Source organism: Longibaculum muris, assembly GCF_004343035.1.
In the GTDB taxonomy this organism is placed as follows: Bacteria; Bacillota_I; Bacilli_A; order Erysipelotrichales; family Coprobacillaceae; genus Longibaculum; species Longibaculum muris.
Map to the genome: position 1 here is coordinate 76844 of NZ_SMCQ01000011.1, position 6769 is coordinate 83612.

Consider the following 6769-nt stretch of genomic DNA (forward strand, 5'->3'; position numbering starts at 1 on the left):
AAATATGTATCACTCTTGATAGTGTAAGATTAAGTGGTGGATATAGAGATTATAAGTTAAATGATTTAGGGAATGGTGTATTCTTTATAGATTTATGGGTCTGACATTGTTTGCCAATATACTCCTTATACTATTGAAACTGATAATACTGATAAAAGAATAAAACAAATCAAAGTTATTTCTAAGAATGCTGGTGAAAGTCAATCTTAATTCACACTAATTTATTCTTCTCAATAAGAATCAAATCAGTTAAAAATAGCCTGCCACTTTTTAATAGAACCCATAATTTCTTCTCACTTTTATTGATAAAAAATAAATCATAATAGTGATAAAATTATCATTGCTTTTTGTAATTTTTCGATAATAACTAGATATTTATGAATACAAGCGATATAATAAAGGTAGGTGGTGATGATAATGCAAGTCATATTTGTTGTCTTAAACAAAGTTGATTGTCTAGATGATTTATTAGCACGTTTAAAGAAAGCAGGAGTAACTGGGGGAACAATCGTTGATTCTACTGGCATGGTGAAATCAATTGATGAATCTGATGAGAGTTATCTATTGGGGTCACTACGTTTATTCTTAGAGAACCCACTTCCTGAAAGTAAAACAATTTTCTTTATTGTGAATGATGATCAGGTTGAATTAGTCAGAAAAACAGTTGATGATGCAGTTGGAGGAATTAACAATCCTCATACTGGTATTATGTTTGGTATGCCAATTAGTTTTGCTGATGGATTAATGAAAAAATAACCAAAGGACGGCCATAAAATCGGTCGTCCTTTTCTTTTAATCATGAGAAATACTTTCCAAAATATTATTTTTAAGTTCACTATATACAGCAAATACAATCACAAATATAACTATAACTCCTAAACTGATGACTGATAATACTTGAGACAATTGAATATAATCAAGCATATTCAAAAATTGTAAATTGGAAAGTAAAATAGAAAGTATAGTATAGATAATAAAACTGATTATATAAATCGCAAAAGCATACAGGGTGTAAATCATAACAATCTGTTTCTTTGTCATTCCTATAGCTCGATACAATCCAATTTGATGTTTACGTGCTATTGCTTTAATCTTACGATTCATATAAACTAATAAAATAATTCCAAACACCAATCCACCAAAGAAAGAAATGTCTTTAAAGGTTATTTCTTTTAAACTAATAATATGTAATTGTTGAACTGAATTTAAATCATTATACATAACATCAGGATATCTATCTTTGATTTCAAATAATTGCTTCTTTAATGTAAATTGTGCATCATAATTATTAACATCACAAAATATATTTTGTTCAGTATCTTTTGATATATATTTTTGATAAGTTTGCTTATTTGTAAGAAATTTATACATACCTCCACTACCTATTCCAAAAAATAAACGATTTTCTTTTTGCGTTACATCATCAAAATAAATTGTTCCAACAATTTTCATACGATGACCATTTCCAAGCTTTCTACTTCCCCAATCATTTGTAAATACTTCTACTTCATCTCCTATATCTAATCCTTTTTCTTGAATATATGAGTCTTTTTTATCCTCATCAAATTGTTTTTTAGTATAATAACCTCCACTCCCAGAACCATCTTCATGAGCATTCCAAAATTCTTTAACAATAAATACTTCATCTTCATTTTCAGGAAATCTTCCTTCCATATGATGTGCTAATAAAATATCTTCAACGACAGCTTGATTTTCATAATAAAATAATTCACTTGTTTCTAAATAATAATATTTTGATTCAGGCTGTAAGTTAAAATTATTTTGACGGCCATAAAGCAGACTTTTTTCTTCAGTAATATCTTGCCAATAAACCTGGATATCATGACTATGTACAATTTGAGTTGAAACACCCTTTATTTGACTTAATGCAGTGAGCTCATCTTGAGAAATGGAATCATCATAGTTTCCTATCGTATAATCATAATCCTCAACATAAAGTGATTTTAAATCATCTGTATAAGTATCAATAGTATAAAATAACATCATGTTCCCCATAATTCCTACCATCAATAAGATAATAAGACTGATGGAAGCAGTTTTATTATCTGTCAATTCTCTTAAAGCTAGTGAAGGAATAGTGACTTTTCTAATCTTTCTTACCTTATGTTTCTTTATAGATTGATGAACTTTACTTGTGAGAGGTATGAAATAAGCTTCAAATGAAGGTATAAAATTTACAATAACTGCTACTATAAAAGAAATTGCCAGCTGAACATAAAACGTCTGATTCACAATCATGAGAAATGCACCATTCATTAAAGAATGATATAAATAAAGTATAGTAGCACTTAAAATCAAACCACAAACAACTCCAATAATTCCCGCAATAATAATCAATAACAATCCTTCATACACAATTAATTTTTGTATCTGTTTAGAGGTTGCACCAATCGCTCTCATTAAAACAAAGTTTTCAGTTCGTTTACTCACTGATGAAATCATTGTTCCTAAAACTCCAATAAATCCTACAATCACAATAACATATCTAAAATAAAGAGAATAGTCATCATATTGATATAATGAATCTTCACCCATTCTTTTATAATTTCCGCCATATGTTTCCATATTATACTGAATTCTATCTTCAAATTGATTTGTAATAACACTATTCCATAATTGTAAATTATCTTTTGAATAAACAAGGGTTTGATAATTTGATGTTGGGTGATTGACGGTAATAAAACTTCCTAACGATATAGAATAAATCTGTGAATAATTTTTAGCTATCCCTACTATTTTATAAGGTAAAGTTTGTTGATGATTTCCATCATTCACTGTTAATTCAATAGTTTGATTAACTTTATGAGGAATATCCAATCCAATCAAACGATCTTCTTCTAAAATAATCTCACTCGCATTTTGGGGAAATCTTCCTTCTTTTAATTGCAACGCTGTTAAATCTAAAGCAGTATTATCTAAAGATGTCATTTCACCAAGGGACTTCCCTTGATAATTTACTTCACCCACACGATAAATACGTCCTGATATAATTGAACAATCTTTTTTAAGACTTTTTAATTCATTTTCACTTTCACCATCAATGACTAATCCCCACTTCCCATAACGTGTATATTTCTCACGATAGCTTATTTCTTCATATGAAGCATAGAGGATTGCTATGACTGATGATAAGATAAATGTTGTTAGTAATGAAACAAATATAAATCTATAAAATTTCCTTTGTCTACGAATATTATCAAAGGCTAATTTCTGAATATAATTCTGTTTAAACATGCTGATCACCTACAATTTGACCATCCTCAATAGTAATCACACGATCTGCTTTATTGGCCATCATTGCATCATGAGTCACCATGACAATCGTTTGGTTATACTTTCTTTGAGAGAGTTTTAATAAATCCATAACTTCTTCACTATTTTGTGAATCAAGATTCCCAGTTGGTTCATCAAGCAATATTAAAGATGGTTTTGAAGCCAAGGCTCTGGCAATTGCTACTCGTTGTTGTTGTCCACCAGAGAGCTCATCAATGTACGCTAATTTCTTTTCTTGTAACCCTAACATTGAAATAATATCTTCTACATATTCTTTATCTTCTTTCCGTCCATCTAGACACATAGGTAAGATAATATTTTCATAGACATTTTGACTAGGAATCAAATTAAAGAATTGAAAAACAAAACCAATTTTTCTTCTTCGTAAAATAGTCATTTCATCTTCTTTTAAATGATATAACGAAATACCATCAACTAAGACTTCTCCTTTTTGTGGTTTTTCCAATCCTCCCATAACATGTAATAAAGTTGATTTCCCTGAACCACTTTTCCCTACAATTGTTACAAAAGTTCCTTGTTCAATATCCAAAGAAACATTCTTTAGTGCTTCTACCTTTGCTTCATTTTCTCCATAACTTTTAAAAACATCAGTTATCGTTACAACCTTTTCCATATATTCCACCTCCTATCTTTATTATAAGAAAACTATCTTACACTTTTATGACACCTTGTATTTATCATTCATTTGAAATAATGGAAAGGTTATTTCAAAAACGACTCCATTATCATTATAAGCAATCACTAATCCATGATGTTTTTCAATAATTTCTTTTGATAAAGCCAATCCTATGCCTACTCCTTGTTGTTTAGCAGAATGATAGAATCTTTCAAAGATATGGGGTAAATCTTTTTCTTTGATTTCTTCACCATTATTATAAATAAAGCATTTGATATATTGTTGATGTTCTTCAAAAGTTACCTTAATCTTTGAACATCCATGTTCCAAGGAATTTTTAATAATATTTGATAAAGCTTCTTGTAACCAGCTTTCATCATAATAGAGATAAGCTTCAGTTTTTTCAATTGTTATGGAAGTAGATGTTTGTTGAATCAATGAATGTAATGCTTGTAAAGACAATTGAAAGACTTCATATATTGGTAAATATTGAAAATCAAAATCAACCTGACTTCCTTGTAATTTTGCTAGTTTTAATAAGCTGTTGATAAGATATTTCATTTTTTCTATTTGTTGTTGTGTTTCTATAAGATAATGGTGAGGTTGTTCTTCTAATAGTAATTCATTATAAATAGAAACACTTGCAAGTGGTGTTTTTAATTGATGACAAATATCTTCTATTGTTTGTCTTAACTTATTCTTTTCTTTTTGAATGGTTTCTTGATATGCTGTTGTTCTTTTTTTCAAAATGACAATTTCATCATATAATAAACCTAAATCTCCATCTTTAATCATAAACTCCTGATCTCCAGAAGCAAAATCAATCACATGACGCATATCAGTAAATAATGATTTTAATATTCTCTTAGATGAATAATACATATAAAAAATACATAAAACACTATCTATAAATAATATTTCTTTTGATAAAGAAAATATATAAATCAATAAAAGAATGATGATAGATACCATCATTTTGTAACGTAATAGTATAAATTCACGATTATTTGTTTCCATATAACACCTCTTGATTGATACGATAACCAATTCCTCTCACTGTTTCTATATAAGAGATACCTTGATAAGTTCCCAATTTATCTCTTAATCGTTTAACATGTACAGATAATGTATTATCTTCTACATAATATTCATCCTTTTCAATAGCCTCTAATAATTGTTGTCTTGTTAAAACTTGATTTTGATGAGTGACTAACATTTTTAAAATTTCAAAATCAATTACTGATAAAGATAATTTTTCTTGTTGAACAAAGACTTCCCTTCTTTTTAAATATATCGATAAATCACCAATTCTTAATTGATCTTGCAAAGGTTGACTACGTCGTAACAAGGCCAAAATTCTTGCATAGAGTTCTTTGATGCGAAATGGCTTTGTCATATAATCATCGCCACCACTGTTCAAACCTTCAACTAACATATCTTCATTATCATTAGCGGTTAAAAACAAAATAGGAACATGGGATGAAAGACGTACTTGTTGGCAAAGTGTAATTCCATCACCATCAGGCAATTGAATATCCAAGATAAGTAAATCATATTTATTTTGCAAATACTCACGTAATGCTATTTCATAACAATCTGCAATATGTACCTGATATTCTTTGATTTCTAAAGCTTCTTTTAATGATTTAGCTAACGCTAAATCATCTTCTACTAATAATATTCGACTCATTTCTATCACCTATCTTTATTTTATTATATAATGGTGACACTTTGATGACAAAGAAAAAGAACATCATTGTGTTCTTTTCTTACGAATAATCATCTTTGCATCATAATATAGTCCTAATTCCTGACAAACTCTTTGATTGAGTTGAAATTGTGTTGTGTAATATTGGTCATATGATGGTGATAGTTTTCTTAATGCTGGTATAAAAATATCATTATAACCAATATTTTGAAATACAATTTTCATTTTACGGTTTGGATAACTCATAATTCTCCATGAAAGTTTTTTTGACATTTCATATGAAGATATAGCTGCCTGCTTATAATATTCATACGCTTCTTCGCTTTCTAATTTTTCTTTATTATCCATTTGGACTTGTTTTATGATATTTAAAATACCTTCATTTCTCATCATTTTATTAATAAACATAAGCATTCTTACAGATAAAGGAATCTTAATCGTTACATTATCCCAAAAATGAATAATATCATGATAAGCTTTTTCTTGTATGGGTGTTTCTATTTTTCCCTGTAAATAAGGTTCAAAATATTGGACAAGCATTTCTCCTAGAAAACCTGGTAATTGTTCCTTTATTGCCTCGGCAATACTAGTATAATCAATCATTTGATGAAGTTGTTGCATACTCAATGAACCACTATCTTCCAATAATAGTTGAAAACATTCTAATTGTTGTTGATGAAAAGATAATTCTTTTTGTTTCTTAGCAAAAATATATCTTAATTTAGCTTCTCTATCTTTTCCATCTGAATTAAATACTCTTTTTATTTCATTAACTTCTAACCCTAATTTTCTTAATAATATAATTTCTTGAAGTTTTTTGATATCGTCCTCAGTAAATTCACGATAGCCATTTTCTTGCTTAGTTACTTTAATAAGACCTTGTTTTTCATAATAGTAAATAGCTTTCTTTGTTGTATTTAGCTGTTGACATACTTCTTGTATTTTCATAACTTCCCACCTCACAAAAATCTTACACTATGTCCCAAGGGTGTAGTCAAGAAAAAAAAGAACATTACTGTTCTTTTAAGTATTTTTGACTATTTAAAATTTAACGTGGTTTGAACTGACTACACATTATCGTGTGGTCTTTTTCTATTCTCCAATATTCTAGCTATAATTATTTATGGGGT

At 28.5% G+C, this 6769-nt stretch carries 6 protein-coding genes; 1 reads left to right on the top strand and 5 read right to left on the bottom strand.

Features of this window, described 5'->3' with window-relative positions:
- The first annotated feature begins 417 nt into the window (after positions 1-417).
- Positions 418-756 carry a hypothetical protein gene (locus EDD60_RS08825; protein WP_066448006.1) on the top strand — a complete coding sequence of 113 codons (339 nt, stop codon included), beginning with the start codon at positions 418-420 and terminating at the stop codon, positions 754-756.
- A gap of 36 nt (positions 757-792) precedes the next feature.
- Here EDD60_RS08825 and EDD60_RS08830 read toward each other — a convergent pair whose 3' ends face one another.
- The 5 genes from EDD60_RS08830 to EDD60_RS08850 form a co-directional block, all read right to left on the bottom strand.
- Positions 793-3255: an FtsX-like permease family protein gene (locus tag EDD60_RS08830; RefSeq protein ID WP_066448004.1), complete on the bottom strand. Its 2463-nt coding sequence runs from the start codon at positions 3253-3255 to the stop codon at positions 793-795.
- The gene (locus tag EDD60_RS08835; RefSeq protein ID WP_066448002.1) at positions 3248-3928 is read right to left on the bottom strand and encodes an ABC transporter ATP-binding protein; all 681 of its coding nucleotides are present in this window, start codon (positions 3926-3928) and stop codon (positions 3248-3250) included. Before EDD60_RS08835 ends, EDD60_RS08830 begins: the two co-directional genes overlap by 8 nt.
- Positions 3929-3973: 45 nt before the next feature.
- Complete coding sequence (locus tag EDD60_RS08840) at positions 3974-4948, bottom strand: sensor histidine kinase (RefSeq protein WP_066448000.1); 975 nt, start codon at positions 4946-4948, stop codon at positions 3974-3976.
- Complete coding sequence (locus tag EDD60_RS08845) at positions 4935-5621, bottom strand: response regulator transcription factor (protein WP_132226371.1); 687 nt, start codon at positions 5619-5621, stop codon at positions 4935-4937. Before EDD60_RS08845 ends, EDD60_RS08840 begins: the two co-directional genes overlap by 14 nt.
- 63 nt (positions 5622-5684) lie before the next feature.
- Positions 5685-6587, bottom strand: coding sequence for a MerR family transcriptional regulator (locus tag EDD60_RS08850; protein WP_066447995.1), 903 nt, complete (start codon positions 6585-6587; stop codon positions 5685-5687).
- Between the last annotated feature and the right edge of the window lie 182 nt (positions 6588-6769).